This window comes from Pedobacter superstes (genome assembly GCF_037622515.1).
Taxonomy (GTDB): Bacteria; Bacteroidota; Bacteroidia; order Sphingobacteriales; family Sphingobacteriaceae; genus Paradesertivirga; species Paradesertivirga superstes.
Map to the genome: position 1 here is coordinate 1,049,970 of NZ_JBBJCN010000001.1, position 21,581 is coordinate 1,071,550.

Genomic DNA, 21,581 nt, shown 5'->3' on the forward strand with positions numbered 1-21,581 from the left:
TAAGATTCACTTTACCCTAAAGTAAACAGCTTCAGGCATCCTTCCGAAAATATAGCGTACCCCCTCACAAAGCCACATCTGATGATTGATTTCTCCCCTTGGTAAGTTTCTAAAATATAGTCACCACCACCCTCCTCTCCAGTACATTCTTTTAAAAGCTTTAGATGCTCTGATCCCCCGAAAGGTTCTTCAGAAACAGTCAAAGAAACAATATTTGATTTACCTCCAAGTTTGTCCAGGAAGGTATCAGCGCCTGCAACCATTTGTAAGTCAGCTTTAGGTCCGGGATAATCAGGAAGGTCAACATACCATTCTCCTGTATTTTCTTTATAAAATCTGTAAGTATTCATAAGTATAAAATTAAAAAGTAGTGATTAGCTGTATCGCTGTGCTGGCTATTCATGATTAGAAACATAGGTTACTTATAAGGGGCCTGCGGTATTAATTGTATGAACCGACTAAGCCATTTAAGTAAGAAACATCCATTTGCACTGCTGTTTAGTGCAGGTTATCTATTTATGTGGCTGTGGATTTGTAAAATGTATTATTTCATGCCTACAGATGCACATGTCACACATGGTGAAGCACTTAATTTCTTGATTCTATCCGCTCTTTTCATCTCTGCATGCTGCTTAGTCATTACCATATTACTTGCGTTTTTCTTGAATGATGCTATTTTAAACCTATATATTTCCATTTACATAGCTATTCCGATACTAATTGCTCTTTATTATATGAATGTGTTTTAATGAGTGTGGAAGACACCTTTTACAGATTCATCGATTAAAAATGAAGGGGCATTAGCTCAACCTATTAACGCTAACTTGTGTTAGATAAACTTCACAGTGTTCGATTAAATAAGTAAAGGCTCCATAAGAAGCCTTTTCAATGTTATTAGATAAGCTCGGTTTGCTTAGTTTTCCTTCACAAATCTTAAGGAAAGCAAACCATCAATATTTAATGCGCCAATATCTGACTCAGTATAAGTCGTAGAATTATCTATGTAATTATCAACGTAAAATATATTTACAACAGGTTTGTGATGCAGGCAGATAGGTACTAGTCCAGAAAGATGCGGCTCTCCCTTTATTAAAGAATTCATTATAGAATAAACCTGCGGGATATGCATTAAAACCGCTTGAGTTATTTCCTTGGCTCAGAATCCACGATTCATTAGACATCAGCTTATTAGTAATAACTGCATTGCCTTCTACAGCCCCACCCCAAACATCAGGATTAGAAACAGCTGTGCCACCTAAAGATGTAAGTAGCTTTTCATAATCGCTTTTTGAGGGTAATCTTCAGCCTGAAGGAAGAACAATTGCTTTAGCCTCATCATTGCTCCATGAAATGTCATCGTAAGTTTATTTGTTCTTGATAAGTTCCAATGACATCTATTGCTTCTACGTTATCTGCATAGCCAATTATTAGTTGACCATCTTCGTCAGCTTCCAGTTGCAGATAGATGGAAGGACTTAAGAATTGATGGACTTGATAAGTAGCATCAGGATTGTTTTTGTGATTAACCTGAATAGCTGTTCTGAATTCTGAGTTGAAGCCTTTTGAGATCTCAATTGTTTCTTCAATAATTTGGAAGTAGGCTTTCTCAATTGCATGATTACGAACCTGGCCTTCTAAAGGCAAATTCGCTCCTTGTAAATAATTCATGTGCTTGGAAGAGTAAAAAAGGGTTATTTAAATTGTCAGATCGATGAAAAAAGGTGATTACACAAGGCCAAAGAGATTGTTAGCTTTTAAAAAGGTGGTTGGGAATGGTGGGATTTGAAATGGAAATCAGAAACCTGGAACTTGTCAGGCACTTCTCCTAGAGTGTTTTAGAAGCAATTTGAGATTGCTATTATAGGCGGGAAAATGTGAGAGCTAGGGCCACTCTTACGGTCAATTCATGTAAAATCTTTTCCTTTCATCGGAAGAAAGGTCCGGGGCTTCGTTCTAAGCGCTTTTCTCGCTTAAACAACACACAAAAAATCTCTACAGAAGTTCTAAAATACTTTTGAAGCCTTAATTTAGAATGGGGACGGATCGCAAAGCAGGTTTATTACCTTGTATTTATGTAAAACATAAATATCTTCGCATATATCCTGAATATGTAATTCCATCAGATGAGAACAAGGCAGCTCTTTAGACTATTTTATCATAAAGATTCTTTGATTCTGTTAGCGTCACTAGCTTTCCTTTGGTCAGCAATTAGCCTGTTGTCAGACTCAAACAAATCTGTTACGGATTTTATTGCACATAAAGGTGAGGTTGAAAAGATACGATATGTGTCAGTTCGCAAATTTCTGAGACCAGGTAGGAGAGACGAAGTTAGAGTTAAACTTAAAACTTACCGCTCTTATTTCACGTCAAATAACTCAAAGGACATATTAAGTATTTTGTCTAAAATAGATAGTGGCGATAAGGTCACAATCTATACTAAACCAAAGTTTCTAAATGTCTTTGGAATGAAAAAATTCCTGGATATATGTGAGTTACATAGAGCAAGAGAGACTATCGTCGATTACGAAGAATACAAAAGGTCAATTTATGGCATGGATATAGCCTTTATGACTGCATCTGCCGGGTTCTTTCTTCTATTCTATATCAGAACCAAAAAAAAATACAACGCCGTGCTTATATAGGTAGCGATTATTTACTTTATAGGCTTTACTGTTTTTCTAATTTTTTCAAAGTTTTTGTAAGTCTCCTTATAAAAGTAAAAATTGAAAATTTTTTAGGGTCTAAGGAAATAGCTTATTGATTATAAAGATATTAGGACTACTTTGAGGATTGGTAGAATCAAGCCTCGACCTTTTGCAACGTTTAATAGATATCCCATCATTCTCACTCTTTTAGGAACTAAAGCTTTTGGATCAGAAGGGTTATAATAGAAGATACCCAACTTATAATTGTTTATGTCGTCAATTGGGTCCATAACTGTGTTTTAGCATAAAATATAGTAAAAGCACGTTTTAGCGTTAAAAGTTGCAAATTATGGTTTAGCGGTAAAATGTGCTAGAAGATGGTGAAAAGTTGCGTACTCAATGAGTAGTTTCCCTTATCCACTTTTCAGCAACAAGTAAATCTTCATCCAATTGACTTGCAGAACTAGGAACTAATATGTCTGGATTGATCTTACCTAAGTACTTTGTTTTATTTCTGTCCGCAGCATAGCTCGTGGCGAGCATTAACATGGAGCCATCTGAAAGTTTGAACATGCCATTTGCGGTAGTAAAGCCACCTGACGGTTTACCAATGAACTTAGTATTATTTTTGCCAATAAAAGCAATAGCCGTCATTTCACCACTGCTGCTGGTTTTCGGGCCAATCAGCACTGCTACGGATGTATTTGGTTCTTTTAAAGAATACCGATTTTTCGTGTACATGGAAGAAACCTTGCTTGCGCTTGAGTTATCTTGAGCATTCATCCATGCATTATATTTCCCACTATTGACAAAATAACCTATCGAACCTCCCCCAATAAGCGGACCAAGTCCGGCCACCATTGGCCACATATTGCCTCCTGTATTTCCTCTTAAATCTACAATCCAGCCCTTTACTTTATTCTCAGAATCTAATTTCTTAATCATTAGCTGCACAGAGTTTGAAAAATTCAATGATGCGGTGTCATTTGTAGAAGAAAACCCAGGAATATAGATGTAACCGATATCACTTCCTAGGAGCTTGGAGTGTGGCCTATCGGGATTAAGATTTTTAGAAGCGTATTTCTGAGCAGTTGTTTTTGCTTGTAGAAACGAATGGTTGTCTCCTGCTTTTCGCAGCTCCATTAAGATGAAATCAATTAAAAATCTTGAATCCTCAACAGATTTCACCCCTCTTGAAAGCGATTTTAGATCTAAATCAATTTGCTTCCAGTTTAAGGAATCTCGGAAGATTGATTGTTCCTTAACTATCTCTGTAACTTCACTAATGTATTTCTCTACTTCCTTAGATGGTGGCTCCTTTGTATCATAAGCGTCCAAACTAAAATCATCATACCAGACTGTTCCAGCTCCCTTGAGGTAACCACCTAAGACAAGGCTTTTTGATTGCTCGTCCACGGTTAAGTTGATTGAATATTTAGTCCAGTCGGAAGTTCCATGAATAAAAATATTTTGCATTTGGAGATTAGCAAACCCTATTTGCTTATTGTCCTTATTCCAGACTTGACTCCATAAGCCAGCTTCTCCTTTTATTTCATCCGTTTTAATATATACAGAAATAGAAATTCTCGTTGGTTTAGAAACGATAATAGGTACAACCTGATTGAAAGGTAGGTGGGCTGTTGTATTAGCGTATTGGGTGCTACTTATTGTAAATGACTTATTGTCGGAACGCTTGGTTTTTTCATCAATAGAATATACAAAACCGTCTACCTTTTTAATTGTCCAACTGCCAGGTAATATAAGAAGAGTGTCGCGACTAATTTCGAAGCCAGCGTTTTTTATAGCTCCGATATCGCTTTTAATGATCTGAGCTTCACAGAAAAGCGTATTAGATATAATAGAGATGCAAATAGGCAGGAATTTCATTATACTTATTTTAAAGGTTTCGGTAGACTGGGTCAATAGCAGATAGCTAATATAAAAAAAGTTGGGTAACTGCACATTTTTTTAACCAGGTGTATAAAGATTTAAGAGTAGAATGAATTTTGTGCACCTATGTTGTTACTCAGTTAGCTTGTAAAGAAGTAGTGAAAAACAATGATTTGATCTGAATACTTCCCATCGAACTAGATTCACGTCCCGAGGGCATAATTTAAACTCATATCTGTCTTTATTCTATTTTGCTCCTCGAAATTGCTTCTTCAATGTCCAAATTAAGGCCAATGTCACGGAGATTATTGGTAAGAAAGCGATTATTCCTTGCACGATAATATAACTGTTAGGTAAATCACCCCACCAATAAGTACCAGGCGGTACGAAGGTCTTATAAATTATGAAAGACAAAAGATTTCCCACTAAGGCAGTGATGATCAAGTGTTTTATTGTGATTATAAAAGATATGTACCTGTTTCTTAACGATAAAATAAGCTTTACCAGTCCTACTAGTAAAATTAAAACTGCGAGATATAGTCCAATGATTTTAAAAAGGTCAGCAAGCATAGTAGGTAGAAATTTTATTTAATGGACATAACGAGTCGGATTACGCAGATTTGCAAGCATTTCAAACTCAGCTGCAAAGGTTTATGGGCCGATTTTTTTCAATACAAATTTTGTTTCTGAATCTGTCAATGGCATGTTTAGATAGAGAAGTTTATCTGAAATCCTGAAACTCATTTCGAATGGAGTTTCGTTTCCAAGCGAATTTCTATCTTTTAGGATGATTAGATGACGCTTTTCATCGATTGTATAGGATCTTGATGACGTTTCTAAGTTAGAAGTTTGTGTAACTGCAGTAGAGCTGAATATGAATTTGTTTGGATACATTGTTTTAACTAGCTGAATAAGAAGGTTACTAGATTCGGGGTCTTCTAATCTTTCTTTGAACTCATCAGAAACTGAAACCGAATCTTTTTCCCAATTGTAATAAACCTCTCCATTATCGACGGAAACAACTTTCCATTCACCAAATAATTGTTGTTTGACATCCTGTGAAAATGCGTTTAGCGATATAATAAAAGTGAAAAAAGTAATGAGTGGTTTCATATAGGTCGAAGGGTTTTTAAACTCATTCCTCTAAAGTAATATTTTCAATCGTATTTGGAATAGTTTGCTTTTAAAAGGTATGATGGTAAGTAGCCGTTACAATAGGTCACCCGCCACTTTTGAAAAGCTGGTGTTGGCTGCTGATGTTTTATCATTAATTTCCTTTAACGGTACCAAGCATAATCCCCATTACTAACAAAACTCGGTCTTCCTCCTTCAGCTGAATGGTAGAAGTATGCAAGTACTATTTTTGTCTTTTCGGGAATTACATTTACGTTTTCAGTTTCTATTTTAAGCTTGTCTCGCAGGCGCCCAATTAATTCTTTAGATAGATCTTTGTTGTTGAATCCTTTGAGAGTACGAATGTTTCCAATTGATAAGTCTTGGTTTACAGCTATTTCATACAAAGCAAACCTGTTCCGTTCTGTGTAGCCAGGTAAGCCATCTTGGCTAACATTAAAATCGTTCATCTTTAGATTAAACTGATTAATTGCAGAAATTTTGTACTTTTTCAGAAAAGATAAAACTTCTAATTTCAAGTCTAGGTGTTTTTTGCCTGAGTTTGGATAGGTAATAATCTTGACATCAGGATGAATTTGTTCACTCCCAGAACAAAAACCAAAACTTAGAAATCCTCTGTCATCCTTCGAAGCAAAGATCAGCCAGGTAGTGTTTACAGAAGGAAGAAATGAGCAGGAGCTTCCATACAAACTTCTTACTTTTAGCTTGGTTATAAGTGCTCCCTTATAAACTTTTATCAAATTAATAGTAATGTCATGATAGCCCTCATCATTGCTTTTTTCGACTTTTAGAATTTTCGCAGAGGCTATAAACTCTGAAAGCTGGTAATTTGAAAGTATAGGAATTCTGCCGCATGTGCATGCAATAGTCTCTGCCGAAATAAACATCACAAGACACAATAGCAGCTTTTTAATTGAGGACATAACAGCGTTTTTTTTGATATGGTCAGGTTTGGCTGCAAAATACAATTAAAAGTATATCAGCGAGCATATTGATCTTATTGAACTTTTAAATAGTAAGCTGATTCTTTACAAGCCAACATTTGTTTTTTACTATTTACCAAGCTTTGATAATTCCTCTAACTGCGGAGCGATTTGTTCAAGGAACGTTTCGTCAAGACTATTATCCCCATAGACATGCCAACCGTAATTAATCTTCTATACAAACATATAGTCTTTGCCTTTCGACGGCATTATGTGTATAGCACCTTCAATGCAACTATAGAGAAGTTGGAAGAATCACCTCTGTGGAAACCCTTGATAGGTAAGAAGCACTGTGTTGTGATTACTTCAGGATTTCATGAATGGCAGTATGAAGATCCAATTAAAAAGTAGAACAGCAAACCTCACCTTATAAAGGCAAAGAATAGCTAGTTCACCTATATGGCTGGATTGTGGACTGCCTGGGCTAACAAAGAAACGGGTGAACTGATTCCAAGTTGTACCGTGATCACTCTTCCTGCTAATAGTATGATGGCTAAAATTCATAACACTAAAGGAAGGATGCCAGCCTTTCTAACTGATGAAACTTCGAAGATATGGTTAGATATGGAATTATCGTATCAGGAAGCTTTAGAGCCTGTGCCAAATAAATTACCAGATGTTATCCTGTTATGAAAGTTGGTAATGAAGACGAGTATAAGAATTGATAGAGATTTGCTGAATTCAATTTCTATATTTAGCGTGTGAAAAACCTCGTTTTCAACCTTCTTCTTTTATTCATTACCAGCCTAGCTATTTCTCAAGAGACAATAACGGGAAAGGTCGTTAGAATCGCTGATGGTGATACTTTTACTATCCTTACTGAAGGTAATAAGCAAGTTAAAGTTAGATTTCATGGCATTGATTGTCCTGAGAGTAAACAAGACTTTGGAACTCGGGCAAAGCAGTTTACATCTGAATTAGCATTTTCAAAAACTGTTGATGTTCAAATAAACCATATTGATAGATATGGAAGAACGATTGGTGTTGTGATACTTCCAGATGGTAAAATTCTTAATGAAGAACTGCTTAAAGGTGGTTTAGCCTGGCATTATAAACACTATGATAAATCGGAGAAATATGCGGTTCTTGAAGATTATGCAAAGTCAATTCGTTTAGGTGTGTGGAGTATTAAGAATCAGATTCCACCTTGGGAGTTTAGGAAAGCTGGCAGATGACCAAACCAATTATTTACTTGATTAGAGTTTTACTTACTCTTGCTTCTGTCGCCTCTTTTTTATTTGCAATTGCAGTGCTTGCATCGCCACATAACATTGGATTTGAAATCAGAATAACATTTGCGTTGTTGCCTTTATTGTTATTTGGACTAAAAGTTTTTAGCTTTCTCTTTCCGAAAAGATTTAGAATTGAAATATGACACTATACGAGTTTAATAAACTTAATGAATATGAACAAGCTGAATCTATTTGGCAGAGCCAATTCATTGCTGATAGACCATGTGGAGATTCGACAATCTTGCTTTATTTCTTAGGAGAGTTCTTTGTCGAGGTTATTCTTAACACTAAATTAAATAAGATCACGGGAATCAAACCTTTTAAAACAACAGGATTGCTTGAGCCATACTGGGAAAGTGTTTCTCTTGCAGAAATTGAAGATTTGCTGTAATCCTACTATGAAATTTAAACTATCAACAATCGCAATTATAGCTTTTTTGTTATACTTCTTGTTTTTATCCATCTACTTCTTTGACCCACGAACAAAGTTTTCGACTCCAATAAAACCGCTGTACCTGTTAATTCTCTTTGCTATTATAAACTTGCTCGGATTTTTTAATCTAAAATGGTTCTATACAGCTTATAGTATTGCAATGGGTCTCGTAATTGTTTATTTTCTTATTTATATTATTCATCCGGGGTAAAAGCCCAGCTATTCAAACACGTACGCTATAAACGACTCAAACCTTCAACTTGATTCTTTACAAGTTCACTGGATAAGGGTACATCTTTCTTTTGTAATTTGGCCACAATCGAAGATATGCTGCCCTTAAAAGCCTTTAATGATTCATTCTTTATCTCATGTTCATCATCCAACGTTCTGACTCGGTGGTCCACAGGGTCCCAAGCTTTTAGAGTCACCTGTACTTTAGAGCTTAGAATTAATTTGTCGGTCTTACTAAAGACTACTCGTAAATAAATTGAATACGCTTTCTTTTTCGGATTTGCATCGCGTAAAAAGAACTGATAGGAAACCATCTCCATTGTAATTGGCTTTAGATAGTTTCACTGAAGAAATTGAGAAAACACCTGTGTTTTATCTGTGTTTTAAAACACAGATAAAACACAGATACAACGAAAAAAGCCCTCTATATCACTATAGAAGGCTTGTTCGTGGTACCAGCTGGAATCGAACCAGCGACACAAGGATTTTCAGTCACATTTTCCAGAAATGTATGTTATTAATAATCAACCATTAACAGCATACAAACTTCCTTTCATTAAGTATCTATTAAGGTATTTTCATAAGAGAAACGTACTTCTATGGTTTTTACAGACGATGGCTATTTTTAAAATGGCCAAAGTTTTTATTTGACACTACACTGACCGGGCATCTCCAAAAGATCTCTTGTTGATTAATCTTTGGCGAACGGAGTCCAACTTACCGAGTACATTTTTCTTGCTAAAAGCTTCAGCTCACCCGAACTTAAACTGTTTAGACCATGCCTGTCTTTAACCTTGCTGATGGAGATTATCGAAGACTGCCACTCTCTGATCATTACTTCGCAGCTTCCGGTAAGCAAGTGGCATGAGTAATCGGTGAGGAGAACATGAAAAATATTTTTAAAAGGACAGTATAAATACTCATTAGGATGTGAAATGCGTACTTGTAATCGCAGCAGGTGCGTACCATATTAAAGGAAGGAATTGAAAGTATTTATTGCCCATGGGGTTCAGGACAACACCTTACCGATACATTATGCAAGAGATGCTAAGAAGTATTTAGAAAGTTTTGAAATACGGCTTGATTATCGTGAATATAACATAGGCATCAGATAACTCCGCAAATTTTAGGTGATTTGGACAGGTGGCTAAATGGCTAGTAGCAAAAGAGTAAATTTATTAATTATCAAGATTTGAAAACGAAACGCATAAAACTCATTCAGACCTTCTTTGTAGTGTTACCAATGACGTTAATCATGGCTATGGTTGCAATCGCTCGTAATCATGGATTTGAAAACGGGTGGCTATTAAAAGTTTTTCATTCCTGGTGTGTAATGTCTCCTGTAGCATACCTTGCTGCCTTTTTCATTATTCCCACGGCTGGAAAGGCAACTGTAAAAGTTGTTTCGAAGTTAGAAAAATAGATATTATCAACGGCTGATTGAATAAAACAGCATTTGACAACTCATTAGTTAGAACAAGTCTTAGTATTGGATTTTTACGTCCCTTCTATAACCGTGAGGCTATCGAGATTTTATTATCAAGCTATCTAATTTCATAGGGGGCAGGCTAAATACCACGGTATCGTTTCGCTTATTTCTCTTACCCTTTACAACTAAATCACCATTCTCACCTACAAGTGAAATTTCTTTTACGCTTCTATAATTATCTGGAATAGCAAAAATCACTGGCTTATCGGAAGTAAAGGAAAGGGAATTTCCGTTTATTGTTAAAGATACAGTTGTGGGAGTTATAGACCGAATTGTGTAAGCTCCGCATTCTATTTCTGTCCCATTACCCAAAAACAGTTGCTGCACTCCTTGCTCAGTTACTCTTATCAGACCAAACGTACCCAGTACTTTCAAATCTGCATAAATCATTTTCGTCATTTCAGCTGAAGAAAACAGGTAATCTTTGTTTCCTGAATTATGTTCAACCAGTAAGCCTACTCCAACTTCGCTTGTATTTTCAATAGCAAACGATGCGATAGACTTTATGGATGAGCCCGCTTTATCGGTAGGTTCATAAATTGCTACGAATGGTCGGGTCCAGGCTTCGCCACTTTGGCGAACTACAACTGCCGGCATGGGAAGTTTAGCAATTGAATCTGCTACTAGTCCTCTGCTTACTGCCTTGGATGGAGGAGTTTTAACTTTAAATACTTCCCTGTCAGGGTAACCTTTCATCCACATATTCATGGCCAATGGCTCTTTTCCAGGGAGCTTAAGTTTAAAAATAGCGCTAAAATCATTACTGGTGCTAGCAGAGCTTTTGTCGTAGATATAATCGTAAGCAAAAAGATCGCCATCAGCGAAAGCAAGCTTTTCTGTTGGAGCAAGAGCAAGAGATTTGCCTTGTCTATCATTCAAAATTAATTCCTGGCCGAGATTATGATAAAAATAGTCATGGCGTTTATCTCCTCCCTCTTTTTTTCTTGACCGGAAGATATCCACATAATATCCTGCTGTTGAGTCTATTCTTACGATGCTCATTAAGCGACGTTGATCAGCATTCGTTTCGGGTTCTAAAAAGTAGACGTCCGAATAAGTTACGGTTGGAATTGATACAGACTTCTGACCGCTTGCAGGATATCCACTTTTTAAATCGAATCCATGATTACTTCTCATTTCAGGATAAGAAGAAATGCCATCTACCACAACAGTATTATGAGCAGGAAATTGAGAATAATATTCCTTATAGTCTGGCTGAAAATACGAGGTCCCAATACCTTTCTCAGCTCCCATCACTGTACCTTTTCCGAAAAGTTCCATAGCAATCCCGTTAGCATGTGCGTGATTACCTTCTGATCCGGCCTGAGATATCATTAAACCATAATAAGGGTCAAGGCCACTGCGCTGTACAACGTAACTCACATTAGGCGCATAAAAAGACGAACTTATGAAATCCCCTGGCTTAGCGGCTTTAATATCTTGTTTAAGAACGACAGCTTCGGAAGCAAATAAAGACGTGAAATTACCAGATACCCTATGAGTGCCATTTGAACTCGCTCCACCTAAAGCTTCCATTGTCTTTATAAACTTGGTGTACATTTTTTCCTGTTCTGGTTTATTATTCTTTTGTGCATTGTCAACCAGCTTATAAGCGGATTCTAAAGGAAGCCTGCTGTGATATGTATCACCGAATCCTACCGTATATCCGTTAGGGAACAAATACTCAGGAATAACTAAAACAGCTTTTTTCAAAACAGGCAGCTGCTCAAGCAAATCTATATTCAATACCTGATCAAATAAGGACACGAATTCTATAAAATCTTTCATTACTCCAAAAGCATACCCGGGACTTTCGTTCCAGAAACCAGTATTCATATCATAGCCGTAATTAATAAGTTTGGGCAACGACCACTGCCTGATGGCATTTTTATTGAAGATTTCATTGAGGTAATAGTGAGAGCCTCTTCCGTCTGCATAATTTCCATCATTTTCGAGCACCAAAGCTATAATAGCAACAAAACGTGCTTCGAATAAGTTCCAGTTGTTGAAAGGGACGCCATTCTTAATAATGATATCGGCCCACTTTTTTAAGGTCTCAACATACATACCGTGCTTATCTTTTGCATTCTTTTCAATATAGCTATGCAAGAAATCATACGTACCGGTCAACTCATTCAACACACCTTCATGTATCACTTCAAAAGAAGTTAAGCCCACCAGTGTTTGATTATGGCTATGGTTGAGATCGATAGGCTCTTTTCGGTAATACATCCCGGTCATGTACGTATCAAAAAGATCGAATGCAAATTTCCCGTACTTCTCTTCACCTGTATACCAATATAGAAACGCGGCAGATTGCGCCATTCCCATTATCTGACTATTAATCGATTCAATTATTCTTCCGCTTTTGGACTGTTCGGCCCATTCCATCGGACGACCTGGTTTTGTAGTATTTATCAAATAAATACCTTTAGTGTCGTCCATATACGGTTGCAGATCCTCCAGTTTTGGAGCGGCATAAATCGTTTGATTATCCCTGGTTCCGGTAAAGCGCACGGTAGGAACCGGAGCTTCGCCACTGGCGTGCGAATACACTCCACCTTTAATATAAACATCGGTAGCTTTAGACTTCCAATACATCTGCAAACGGGAAACGATCCATTGCGGATCTGTTTGATGTCGCCTTACGTAAGGATCGATAGTAGATTTAACCTTTTCGAATGTATTTTTCGCCCATTCCTTGTCTGCAATCAGCTTCTCAAGATTTGATTTACCGGTTTTGGCATTCACCAGTAAACGCGGGTGCTCTGAGGACAAAACAGCGGGTATTTTTATTTGCTGCGCGAATGCCGGTGCTGCTAAAAAAAACAAAAAGCCGGTAATTAAAGCCTTACTCATATTATGAAATATTCTATTTTTCTATCCTGAACCAATCCACATCCGCATATCCACCGGTGCGTACATCGGCCTTACTTGTCGCAAACACACCCACTTTCGCTCCGATCCATTTATCCGGTTTCGCCTGAAAGGGAGTACCGAGAGTTTTAAAATTTATTCCATCTTGGCTATAACTGAAGGTACACATAGCATCGGGCGATTTAACGTTTACCCGCAAATACACTTCTTTTTTCGCGAGTTGCGCTTCTGCGATTATTTTTTCTTCCTTATTACTTAATGCTTCCGTACAAACTACATGAGATACCCGGAATCCTTTTTCATTTTTCGATATCGCTAAATATGAGTAATCATTCCCCATAATTAATAAGCCCGCCTTTTTACTTTGCCAGACATCCCATTCAATGTTTAATTCAATTTTTGTTGTCGCGGTAAATTCTGGTGCCGGAAACTTTTGAAGCAATAAGTTTGGTACCGGCCATAGATTAACAGAACCTACAGGTTGCGGAAATGCAAACATGCGTAACACTCCCTCATTTTGAATAGGCATGCTCCATGTTACTTTCGGATTCGCATGCCACTGCCACTGTAATCCCAGGGCATCAGAGTTAAATTCATCACTTTTTATAGGAGTATTTACGGGATATATCTTACCTACGTTTGGCTTTCTAAAGGACAATACCGGCTCACCTTTGCCATCTCCATCTTTATCCATCCCCATTACGGGCCAGCCATTAATCCAGTTTACTGGCTGCAAATGAAGAATTCTTCCGTACGCGCCCCGATCCTGGAAATGCAGGAACCAGGACTCACCAGTCTGGGTGTCAACCAATGCACCCTGATGAGGCCCATTGATCTGGGTACTTCCTTGTTCTAAAACTACCTTTTCTTCGTACGGGCCATAGATGTTTTTAGATCTTAATATTAGTTGCCAACCCGTAGCCACACCACCTGCCGGAGCAAAAATATAGTAGTAGCCGTTCCTCTTATAAATTTTAGGACCTTCAACTGCGTGGTGAAAATCATGACCGCTAAACACATTTCGCCCTTCATCAATTACAGCTGTGCCTCCCGTATTCATCCGGTAAACTGTAAGCAGACTATTTACACCCGCCCGGCTACCTGCCCAGGCTATACTCAAATAAGCTTTGCCGTCTTCATCCCAGTAAGGACTCGGGTCAATAATACCTTTACCCTGAAGCATTAAGAGCGGCTTAGACCACTCCCCTGCCGGGTCTTTAGTTTTGATCATGTAAATCCCATAGTCAGGATCAGGATAATAAATATAAAACTCGCCTTTTTGGAATTTTATAGAAGGCGCCCAAACGCCTTTGCCATGCTGCGGAACATCAAACACATCACTTGGAACTTGCTTCTTGAGTGCATAATTTATGATTCGCCAGTTTACTAAATCTTTGGAATGAAGAATCGGAAGGCCGGGGGTACAGTTAAAACTGGACGAAACTAAATAGTAATCATCGCCAACGCGAATAGCATCAGGGTCAGAATAATCAGCAAATAAAACAGGGTTCTTGTAAGTGCCATCCCCGTTATCTGAAACCCAAACCTGTGATACATAATTTTGGGGAGGGATGAAAGAGTTTTTATGACTAAGAGCACAGGCGTTTAGTAAAACTAGACTAAAAAAACTTAATCTTTTAAAAAAAAGCAATCTGCAAGACATACTTGATATTTGTTATTAGCGACACGAACAAAACCTCTATAGATTCGATAAAAACCCCGACCTATTGTGGGAATACAAAAAGCCGGGGAACTAACCAATTTATAGAGAAAATTTTAATACTATGTCGTTTTATAAAACTCGGTTTACTGAACCAAACATAACAAACTAAATCGATTTAGTAAGATTTATTTTCATTTGAAGGTTTAAAACTTTGACTACCGGCTACCGGAAATAGAAGCTGAAGAAACAAAAGCCTTCTAGAGAATTTTTTCTTAAACTCTTGATCAGTAGGTAAAGCTAAATAAACAAATAGGTTTAGCCGATGTTTCCTGTGTACTGGAAGAAACAAGTCGTGTTACTCGGTGGTTCTGAATAAAGCCACTTCTTCGTTTCACTAAATAAAAACATAGCTCAACAGGCTCAGCCTTTTCACCTATTGTCCCTCGTTTCTCCCCTATTGACCTAAAAGAAACCAACTAATTTAAATACCTGATATTATATAACAATTACATCAAAATTTACTGACTGAGTTGCGATGTCGGACAGGTGCATTAACTCTTGTTTAAAGACACCTTAGAGCCTAAAGTTTCAATTCAAAAACCTCATTAAGAGGCCACATTAGTTCCAAACCCAGTTAGTGACCCTTCAATCATATGATAATTCACCAAATCAGGAAGAGGAGTTTTTATAATTTTTCCTACTTCCATTCCCCACTCTTTCGCGACTTCAGTCAAAATCCCAGAGAAACTATATCCAACAGATCCTACACAGTTAAAAGTATAATCTTCATATTTTGGATATCTTGAGACAATTTTTCTAAAAAAATCATCAAAAGAGCTTTTCACGACATCTCTTACGTAAGTATTACTGAGATTAGCATCATTAATAAACCTACTAAATCCAGCACAATAGCGATTAGCGAGAGGCTTGCTATAAACTGCTTCATGAATATCATCAACTGTTAACTGATAAATTTCCTTAAAGCTAGCAGATATTTCAACAGGCATCTGACCCCGTATATAGTCTATCAATAGTTTTTTACCTATATAAAAACCGCTGCCCTCATCTCCCAGAATATGAGCACCAGAATCGATATGATGTGTTATATTTTTGCCGTTATATAAACATGAATTAGTTCCGGTCCCGAGAATAGCCGCAAACCCTGAATTAACGCCTAATAAAGCTCTGGCTGATGCCAGCAGATCATGTCCAACAAATACAACACTATTAAGAAAGATATCTCCCAGCGCGTCTTTAATCACTTTGGCCTTGCTCTCATTCTGAACTCCTGCACCATAAAAATAAATCCCCCTAATGTCCGACGGGTTCAGTCCGGCAGGCAATTTGCGTGTTAATGAGGCAATGATATATTCGCTGCTTACAAAATAAGGATTATAGCCTTCTGTTTCGAAATAAGATCTTTCTTGAACACTGTCAATCACACACCAACTTGTTTTAGTGGATCCTCCGTCAGCAATTAATATCATGTATGTTAAAATTAAAAAAGTTAAACAAAAATACTAAATCGGTTTAGTTATTTTTGCTAAAAAGCTCCATTATTTTATAAAACCTTTAAAAGCACTTACGCTTCTATGGAAACCTGGCGGGACGAATTTCTTATAATCAAGGACGTAGGAATCACTACTGTGTTTGGCTCTAACGCTTTAGATGGGGAAGAGAGCTTACTTAAAAGAAGTTTTATAATAGTCTCTGATATTTCTTTAATAGGCTGCGATATGGCAGTTATTGAGGGGGTAAATAATCTAAATAGGCGGCAGTCATCAAAAACGATAACACCCAGATCATTAGGAATAGACAGACCCAGATCTCGTATTGCTTCGAGTCCCGCATCGGCAATATAGTTGGTAGCAAAAAAAACCGCGTCAATTCTTTTGTTGGCTTTAAGAAATTCCTCGATTTCATTTACAATCAAACTATGCTCATCATGAAATCCGATCTTCTTAATATAAGCCTTGTCTTTCCTCTCGTTTATCGCTTGCTGATAACCGTTAAGTCGCTCCTTCATCTGTATTTGTTCTGAGGGAAGCGTTACAAAGGCAACATTTTTATAGCCATTAACAAAGAAATGCTGAACAGCATTATAAGATGCCTGGAAATTATCTACCACAATATTGTCTGTTTGCAGATCAGGAAAATATCGGTCGAACAATATTACAGGCAGATTATCATGCATTAACGATTCTATATCTTCCTCAACTCCGGGTGGCGGAGCAATAATATAGCCATCAACCTGCCTGGTGCGATAAATATGGATCAGCGCTTTGGTTCTTTCGGTATCATTTTCTGTACTACTGTAGATAATTCTGTATCCCTTTTTGTCGGCATCTTCCTCAATCATGCGAGCTATACTGGCGAAAAAAGGATCAGAGATATCTTCGACCAACATACCGATAATCTTGGTCTTGCCGGTACGCAACCCCCGTGCAAAGGCATTCGGTTTATAGCCTACTTCTTTAATATAGGTTAAAACCTTCTTCTCAAGACTTTCGCTGATATGCTTCTCGCGAGCTTTTCCATTTAAAACAAACGAAACAGATGTTTTCGAAATATTCAAATGTTTAGCGATATCTCCTATTGAAATCTTTTTTTTCATCTATATTTCTAATTAATAAAACTTTCTAGAATCATATGACACCTGAAAGTGTAAATACTAATCAGCCTTACAATAATAAATAATTCATCTTACATTAATTATTTTTTATCAAATATCTTCAACACGTTTCAAAAAGTCCTTTGGTATTTCGTTCCCCTTTATTAATAATGCAACTGGATCTCATTTTTGTCGTGGATAGATTAAGAATTCCATGATTAATGACCGTAGCACCAGAGAAAGAAATCTGAGGAAATAAACAAGAACTTAAACATGGGTTGGGAGTAACCTTTATTTTTTCGGACTTTTCGATTTAATCTTCAGAGAATTTGATCCCCACATCCTTTTAAGTATGTGGGGAACTTATATTCAAAACATGCTTAAAAGGAACGTACTGCTCTAACAGCAAAATTAAATCTCTCTTTAAATGTATTATTTATCCATACCGTCTGCCCATCATATGCTTTCATGTTTGTAAAATTGGCTGAATCTTTTTTATAGGGATCAAAATATATAAAATATGCATGGCTTATAGGTGTGCCTGAACCAGTATTGTGACTATTATATTCTGTAGAACACCAATAATTAGTTTCCTTAAGCCCTCCAATCTTATCTTTTCTTGAGCGAATTATTGCAAGTTCTTCAACACTTGGAAGATACCAGTCTGTGTATCCTCCGCCATTATATTTTTTGGCCCACCAAGCAGCATAATCACCCTCTCCACCCATTGACGTAATAATCTTATCGGTATTTGCTAACCCTGTTCCAAGTGGAATTGCAGTACCAACAATTACAAGCTTACCGTTACTCCAGGGAGCGTAAGCTACATCCTGATCGGAGATCACCATACCCCCGCCAGTAGCATTTAGATAAAATATTACACCGCCTTGATGCCATTGTCCTATTTCTAACTGTCCTTCAGTAAGTACTTTAAAGGTCGCTTCAACTGCACCAGCGGAAAAACCTCCAGAAGTAGATTGAGTAGCGGTTATAGTTGTTTCTCCAATACCGTTTATCGTGACAGTATTATCTGATATCGAAGCCACTGCCGAATTACTGCTTGTGTAACTGAACGATCCATCACTATCGCTTAGTGGAGGTGTAATAATAAAAGGTGTTTCATTTACCGCCCTGGCATTCACTGTGAACGATAAACTCGGGGGTATCCCTTCTTCTTTTTTACAAGACATTACCCCTAAAATTGAGAGAAATATTAAAGTTAATTTTTTCATATTATTAATATTAAAAATGAAATTGTGATTACACACCTTACTAGGTGCTGAATATAGTCATTGGATTCACTAATGTTAATCCTGACTTTACTCAATAGTAAGTGTCAACCGTTTAACAGTTGACTTTGAACCCCCTTCAACAGTTGAATTCACTGCGACAAAGGTTACATTATAGGTTCCGGGAGAGGTATATTTATACCGGTATGAATTCACAACATCCAATCTCTTCTTTATATAAACTCCCCGATCAAGAATAATACTCGACATCTTAAAAGGCCTTGAAATCAACCAATCCTCATCACTAAGACCATCCACGCCGGTAGGAAAAGTTGAAGTTGCGTCAAGGTTCCATTTTAATGAATCTTTAACAGAACTCCCTTTAAAACTGTATGCATTGAAACCGGCCAACCGGTTATCGTTAGCGGAAGTAACATTATTTGTGGTTATTCCATTGAAGTAAACCAAGCCATTTGAACCTATATTATTGAACTTAAAATTAGACATTTGCCATGCTCTTGCTTTTGAAGTAGCAGATGAAGGACTGCTCTTATATCTGAATGCGACAAAGAACGTATCCCTTGGACTTCGAAAGTCCGAAACGTCGAACAGACTTGTAACAACAGATGTACTTGTTACAGAAGGCCAGGTGACTCTGTTAGAAATGTCGATCCAATTCCCATTCACAACACTGGCGGAATCGTTCCACTTTCCATTAAATTCGTTGGAAACGAATACGCTCAGATTTCTTGGCTGATTGATAGCAGCGTTGGTGAAATTATCATTATACTTAACTGCAAACCCTAGTTGATTTGTGGCTTGAGGATCAGTAATTCTTTCCAACTTATCATATTCCTTTCCTGGCTGCCCTGAATAAAAAGTAATCATATCCGGGTCACCTTTAAGAGTAAATACAATATCTTCTGCCACAGCAAAAGTTGTTTTTTCTACAGTTACATCGAAATCCGGAGCTTCTAGAGCTGCTTCTTTGCAACCATATATTGAAGCCATAAAATAAATTGGTAAAAGAAATTTATAATTTTTCATCTTTTTTAGTCTAATAACCCGGATTTTGTACAATCTTTTTATTTAAGTTGATCTCGCTGGTAGGTATAGGCCAGATAATATTTTGTTCATTAATATTGTCGGATGGCTGCCTCGCAGCCACATCACCTGTCGCATAAATACTTGGGTATGTAGCATTTGAACCTAATACGTCGCTAATTAAACTTCTAACTGTTGCAACTATAATATCCCAGCGTTTTAAATCCTGATATCGCAGACATTCAAAGGCAAGCTCAAGATATCTTTCATTTTGAATAGCCGCTAAAAATTGAGGTTTAGATAAGCCGCTCTGAAGATCAGAAGAGTTAGGTGCAGGGATAAAACGGGTAACTGTAACTCTCGGAGCTTCACCTGAATATAAGAATACTGCACCTGTAGTTGCTGCCGTTGAAGATCCAAAGGTATTGGTGGGTGGCACTGCTGTAGAAGTTCCCGCTGTTGTAACTCTATATAATCTTCCGATCCCTAGAGAAGTAGATGGATCAGGCATAATTACATAATCGCCTATTGCGTAAGCTCTACCAGCAGCCCAATTCCCTCTGCTTATAGTAACTACCGGATTCGAAGTATAATTCATTCCTTGTTCGACAACCGCGATACTAAGCTTATTTGGAAGTAAACCTGTGGGCTCATTAGTTCCCCCAACAAAAGCCCGTAGAACACCGCCGGCGCCTCCTCCTCCCGAAAGCGTTATTAGGGGAATTGCTCCGGTATTGAAAGTAGTTGATGTCGCATTTTCTACAGTGATACTTTCTACCATAGGACTGGTGCTGTAAGCTCTTTTACGGACTAAATTTATTGCATTATACGCAGCAGAAGTAGGACCATTTACATAATTCTCCGCTTCAGCAAACATTAACAAAACGTCTGCATATCTTAATAAAGGAAAATTAGATTCACTATTCCCTCTTTGTCGCCTGCTTATAGGACCCTCTTCCTGTCTTCTCCACTTACCGGGATATCTCCCCCAAACCACCTTATCATCAAAGTAAGTTCTAGCAGGCACAGGAGACGCTGATACTGTAACTGTTGGCCAATGATAATTGGCGACAGTTCTGTTTCTACGCAAATCGCCGGGCAGATATGTTTTATATAAACGTGCATGTACCAGCATATTACCCAGTGCAAATCCAGTATCAATAGCATAAACTCCATTGGCCCCAACGGGCACCGCCTGACCGATCTCGGACGACATTTTAACACCGTTTACATTTCCGACAGGTCCCCCCATATTTTGATTTGCATCAGGACCTGAATACATATAGCCAAGTTCCCAGATAACTTCCGAGTTATATCTGTTTTGTGCCTCGTCAATAAATATCTGCGAAAAATTCCCCAGAGTTGTTGGATAGTTAGTCATTACTTTTAATGCCCAAGCTCTTGCCTCCGCATATCTCGCAACATCATTCACAGGAGCCCCAGCTGCATGTAGGCATACTCTTGCAAGAATACCTTGAACAGCTTCCCTGGTAACTCGCTCTGTATAACCTAATGAGGCACGAGTTTGGTTTTGCAGCAAACCTTCAGCCTCTGTCATATCTGTTATGATCTGATCATACACTTGTTTTGCTGATGCTCGTTCTATTTGACCTTCTTCGACTGTCAGGGGAGGCTCTATTCGTAGGGGAACTCCACCAAACCATTGTACAAGCATGAAATAATAGTAGCCTCGTAAAAACAATGCCTCACCTCTCGCTTTATTTATGTCTTCCTGAGAAACTGATCCACTTGCATTACCAATATTCTTTAAAAAAATATTGATATAATTTATAGATTGATAGCAAGTGTTCCAATGACTATTGACTTGTCCATTCCCTGGAATAGTAGTAAACGCAGTGGGTGAGCTAGCCTGCTGATCTCTGCGATACCCCTCGTCGGTAGGAGCATTAGCAAAGATCATATAATTCTCAGCCAATGCACTACTCCTTAAATTAGAGTAAATAGCTGTAAGAGCATAATCTACCTGCCATTTCTCAGAATAAAACTGACCCGGACTCAGATAATCAACAGGCTGCTGATCTAAATACTTCTTGCATGAACCTAATAGAATGAGGTTACAGATGAAAATCATCAAAATTATATATCGTTTCATAATAATC

Annotated in this window: 16 protein-coding genes and 3 pseudogenes; 5 read left to right on the plus strand and 14 right to left on the minus strand. The window is 37.7% G+C overall.

All coding sequences use genetic code 11. The annotated features are described in order from the left end of the window. Positions 1 to 6: 6 nt before the first annotated feature. The 3 genes and pseudogenes from WG906_RS04435 to WG906_RS04440 all read right to left on the minus strand — a co-directional run bounded on the left by WG906_RS04435 (position 7) and on the right by WG906_RS04440 (position 1,668). Positions 7 to 350 (minus strand): annotated as a pseudogene (locus tag WG906_RS04435) (DUF6717 family protein). A gap of 660 nt (positions 351 to 1,010) precedes the next feature. Then, a pseudogene (locus WG906_RS19420) lies at positions 1,011 to 1,289 on the minus strand (hypothetical protein); the annotation flags it as partial. Positions 1,290 to 1,353: 64 nt separating this feature from the next. Then, entirely contained in the window at positions 1,354 to 1,668 is a 315-nt protein-coding gene (locus WG906_RS04440; protein ID WP_339991316.1) for a hypothetical protein, read from the minus strand. A gap of 548 nt (positions 1,669 to 2,216) precedes the next feature. On the opposite strand from WG906_RS04440, the gene WG906_RS04445 reads away from it, so the two are divergent. Continuing rightward, a complete protein-coding gene (locus WG906_RS04445; RefSeq protein WP_339991317.1) occupies positions 2,217 to 2,642 on the plus strand; it encodes a hypothetical protein in 426 nt (141 codons plus the stop codon). A gap of 399 nt (positions 2,643 to 3,041) precedes the next feature. Here WG906_RS04445 and WG906_RS04450 read toward each other — a convergent pair whose 3' ends face one another. The 3 genes from WG906_RS04450 to WG906_RS04460 form a co-directional block, all read right to left on the minus strand. Then, positions 3,042 to 4,532 carry a S41 family peptidase gene (locus WG906_RS04450; protein WP_339991318.1) on the minus strand — a complete coding sequence of 497 codons (1,491 nt, stop codon included), beginning with the start codon at positions 4,530 to 4,532 and terminating at the stop codon, positions 3,042 to 3,044. A 654-nt stretch (positions 4,533 to 5,186) separates the two neighbouring features. Beyond that, a complete protein-coding gene (locus tag WG906_RS04455; RefSeq protein WP_339991319.1) occupies positions 5,187 to 5,648 on the minus strand; it encodes a hypothetical protein in 462 nt (153 codons plus the stop codon). Positions 5,649 to 5,812: 164 nt separating this feature from the next. Further along, the gene (locus WG906_RS04460) at positions 5,813 to 6,592 is read right to left on the minus strand and encodes a hypothetical protein (RefSeq protein WP_339991320.1); all 780 of its coding nucleotides are present in this window, start codon (positions 6,590 to 6,592) and stop codon (positions 5,813 to 5,815) included. Positions 6,593 to 6,805: 213 nt separating this feature from the next. Between WG906_RS04460 and WG906_RS04465 the strand changes: the two are divergent. The 3 genes and pseudogenes from WG906_RS04465 to WG906_RS04475 all read left to right on the plus strand — a co-directional run bounded on the left by WG906_RS04465 (position 6,806) and on the right by WG906_RS04475 (position 8,275). After that, a pseudogene (locus WG906_RS04465) lies at positions 6,806 to 7,285 on the plus strand (SOS response-associated peptidase). Between the two features lie 68 nt (positions 7,286 to 7,353). Continuing rightward, positions 7,354 to 7,827: a thermonuclease family protein gene (locus WG906_RS04470; protein WP_339991321.1), complete on the plus strand. Its 474-nt coding sequence runs from the start codon at positions 7,354 to 7,356 to the stop codon at positions 7,825 to 7,827. A 196-nt stretch (positions 7,828 to 8,023) separates the two neighbouring features. Next, positions 8,024 to 8,275 (plus strand): hypothetical protein, encoded by a 252-nt coding sequence (locus WG906_RS04475; protein WP_339991322.1) that lies wholly within the window; start codon positions 8,024 to 8,026, stop codon positions 8,273 to 8,275. Positions 8,276 to 8,553: 278 nt separating this feature from the next. Here the strand turns inward: WG906_RS04475 and WG906_RS04480 are convergent, their stop codons facing one another. Further along, the gene (locus tag WG906_RS04480) at positions 8,554 to 8,868 is read right to left on the minus strand and encodes a hypothetical protein (RefSeq protein WP_339991323.1); all 315 of its coding nucleotides are present in this window, start codon (positions 8,866 to 8,868) and stop codon (positions 8,554 to 8,556) included. A gap of 872 nt (positions 8,869 to 9,740) precedes the next feature. Here WG906_RS04480 and WG906_RS04485 point away from each other — a divergent pair. Beyond that, a complete protein-coding gene (locus tag WG906_RS04485; protein WP_339991324.1) occupies positions 9,741 to 9,971 on the plus strand; it encodes a DUF2798 domain-containing protein in 231 nt (76 codons plus the stop codon). 99 nt (positions 9,972 to 10,070) lie between these two features. Here the strand turns inward: WG906_RS04485 and WG906_RS04490 are convergent, their stop codons facing one another. The 7 genes from WG906_RS04490 to WG906_RS04520 all read right to left on the minus strand — a co-directional run bounded on the left by WG906_RS04490 (position 10,071) and on the right by WG906_RS04520 (position 21,574). Next, positions 10,071 to 12,896, minus strand: a complete 2,826-nt coding sequence (locus tag WG906_RS04490) for an endo-acting ulvan lysase-like protein (RefSeq protein WP_339991325.1) — start codon at positions 12,894 to 12,896, stop codon at positions 10,071 to 10,073. Positions 12,897 to 12,909: 13 nt separating this feature from the next. Further along, positions 12,910 to 14,577, minus strand: coding sequence for a glycoside hydrolase family 43 protein (locus tag WG906_RS04495; protein ID WP_339991326.1), 1,668 nt, complete (start codon positions 14,575 to 14,577; stop codon positions 12,910 to 12,912). 605 nt (positions 14,578 to 15,182) lie between these two features. Further along, positions 15,183 to 16,064 carry an N-acetylglucosamine kinase gene (locus tag WG906_RS04500; protein WP_339991327.1) on the minus strand — a complete coding sequence of 294 codons (882 nt, stop codon included), beginning with the start codon at positions 16,062 to 16,064 and terminating at the stop codon, positions 15,183 to 15,185. Between the two features lie 95 nt (positions 16,065 to 16,159). Then, complete coding sequence (locus tag WG906_RS04505; RefSeq protein WP_339991328.1) at positions 16,160 to 17,191, minus strand: LacI family DNA-binding transcriptional regulator; 1,032 nt, start codon at positions 17,189 to 17,191, stop codon at positions 16,160 to 16,162. A gap of 377 nt (positions 17,192 to 17,568) precedes the next feature. Then, a complete protein-coding gene (locus tag WG906_RS04510) occupies positions 17,569 to 18,420 on the minus strand; it encodes an Ig-like domain-containing protein (protein WP_339991329.1) in 852 nt (283 codons plus the stop codon). A gap of 87 nt (positions 18,421 to 18,507) precedes the next feature. Next, complete coding sequence (locus WG906_RS04515; RefSeq protein ID WP_339991330.1) at positions 18,508 to 19,464, minus strand: DUF5017 domain-containing protein; 957 nt, start codon at positions 19,462 to 19,464, stop codon at positions 18,508 to 18,510. A 10-nt stretch (positions 19,465 to 19,474) separates the two neighbouring features. After that, on the minus strand, positions 19,475 to 21,574 hold the full coding sequence (locus WG906_RS04520) for a RagB/SusD family nutrient uptake outer membrane protein (RefSeq protein ID WP_339991331.1): 2,100 nt from the start codon (positions 21,572 to 21,574) through the stop codon (positions 19,475 to 19,477). Positions 21,575 to 21,581: the final 7 nt, after the last annotated feature.

What these genes read in the sequence shown, in the direction of transcription:
- WG906_RS04440 (WP_339991316.1), bottom strand. Translation starts at nt 1,668, where the DNA reads ATGAATTATTTACAAGGAGCGAATTTGCCTTTAGAAGGCCAGGTTCGT.
- WG906_RS04450 (WP_339991318.1), bottom strand. Translation starts at nt 4,532, where the DNA reads ATGAAATTCCTGCCTATTTGCATCTCTATTATATCTAATACGCTTTTC.
- WG906_RS04455 (WP_339991319.1), bottom strand. Translation starts at nt 5,648, where the DNA reads ATGAAACCACTCATTACTTTTTTCACTTTTATTATATCGCTAAACGCA.
- WG906_RS04460 (WP_339991320.1), bottom strand. Translation starts at nt 6,592, where the DNA reads ATGTCCTCAATTAAAAAGCTGCTATTGTGTCTTGTGATGTTTATTTCG.
- WG906_RS04475 (WP_339991322.1), top strand. Translation starts at nt 8,024, where the DNA reads ATGACACTATACGAGTTTAATAAACTTAATGAATATGAACAAGCTGAA.
- WG906_RS04480 (WP_339991323.1), bottom strand. Translation starts at nt 8,868, where the DNA reads ATGGAGATGGTTTCCTATCAGTTCTTTTTACGCGATGCAAATCCGAAA.
- WG906_RS04490 (WP_339991325.1), bottom strand. Translation starts at nt 12,896, where the DNA reads ATGAGTAAGGCTTTAATTACCGGCTTTTTGTTTTTTTTAGCAGCACCG.
- WG906_RS04495 (WP_339991326.1), bottom strand. Translation starts at nt 14,577, where the DNA reads ATGTCTTGCAGATTGCTTTTTTTTAAAAGATTAAGTTTTTTTAGTCTA.
- WG906_RS04500 (WP_339991327.1), bottom strand. Translation starts at nt 16,064, where the DNA reads ATGATATTAATTGCTGACGGAGGATCCACTAAAACAAGTTGGTGTGTG.
- WG906_RS04505 (WP_339991328.1), bottom strand. Translation starts at nt 17,191, where the DNA reads ATGAAAAAAAAGATTTCAATAGGAGATATCGCTAAACATTTGAATATT.
- WG906_RS04510 (WP_339991329.1), bottom strand. Translation starts at nt 18,420, where the DNA reads ATGAAAAAATTAACTTTAATATTTCTCTCAATTTTAGGGGTAATGTCT.
- WG906_RS04515 (WP_339991330.1), bottom strand. Translation starts at nt 19,464, where the DNA reads ATGAAAAATTATAAATTTCTTTTACCAATTTATTTTATGGCTTCAATA.
- WG906_RS04520 (WP_339991331.1), bottom strand. Translation starts at nt 21,574, where the DNA reads ATGAAACGATATATAATTTTGATGATTTTCATCTGTAACCTCATTCTA.